This window comes from Kitasatospora sp. MY 5-36 (assembly GCF_001182915.1).
In the GTDB taxonomy this organism is placed as follows: domain Bacteria; phylum Actinomycetota; class Actinomycetes; order Streptomycetales; family Streptomycetaceae; genus Kitasatospora.
The window spans coordinates 1-875 of record NZ_LFVW01001260.1; the positions used below are offsets into that span (position 1 = coordinate 1).

The 875-nt window shown below is 75.8% G+C and carries 1 protein-coding gene; it reads right to left on the reverse strand.

Translation table 11 applies throughout. The annotated features are described in order from the left end of the window. Positions 1-66: 66 nt before the first annotated feature. On the reverse strand, positions 67-875 hold an 809-nt coding region (locus AE652_RS41815), incomplete at its 5' end, for an NUDIX domain-containing protein (protein WP_234348734.1).

Genomic DNA, 875 nt, shown 5'->3' on the forward strand with positions numbered 1-875 from the left:
CGCGGCCGCCCCGAGAACGCTCGTTCCGTATGCGGAACGGGCGTTCTCGGGAATGCCCGTTCCGGCCTACGCCCGCTCCTGCTGTGCCGCCCGCCAGGCCTCCCAGGCGACCAGCGGCGCGAGGTACGACCAGCGCTGCGAGCCGTCCGGGCAGGTGCCGCCCTCGACCAGCTCGGAGACCGTACGGCGGGTGAAGGGCACCCAGACGGCCATGTCGTGCTCGAAGGTGCTGTGGCAGGCCTCGCGGCGGCGGTCGATCCCGGCCGCGTCGAGCCGGGACCGGACGGTGGCCACCAGCGTGTAGCAGGAGGCCGGCTCGCTCCAGCCCAGCCAGGTGATCACGGCCGGCCCGACGTCGTCCGGCAGCAGCCCCAGCTCCTCCTCCAGCGCCCGCCGGACCAGCCCGTAGAAGTCCTCGGCGGCGCCGGGCTCGTCGCGGTACTTCATCGTCTCGTTGATCCCGACCGTCCACTGCGCCGGGAAGGTGTTGACCGCCAGCGAGCGGCGGAGCAGCAGCAGCCGGCCCGGCCGGTCCCGCACCGCGACGCAGGCGCTGACCATCGTGGGCGGGGCGACGGCCACGAAGCTCGTCAGTCCCTCGTCCAGGGCCGCGCGCAGCAGCCGGGCCGCCGCCGGATCCTCCCGGCCCAGCCGGGTGGTGGCCATGCACTCCGCGTAGTCGCTCTCGGCGATGTCCACCTCGCAGACCCGCGCGCCGCCGTGCTCGCCGTGATCGACCGTCAGCCGCGAGATGTACGCCGTCCGGCCCGCCGCACCGGCCGCCCGCTGGCGCGCCACCTCCTCGGCCCACCCGGCCGCGTCCAGCGCGTGCGGGCGCTCCACCCGCCCGCGGTGCGCCGTCACCAGCGTGCCCG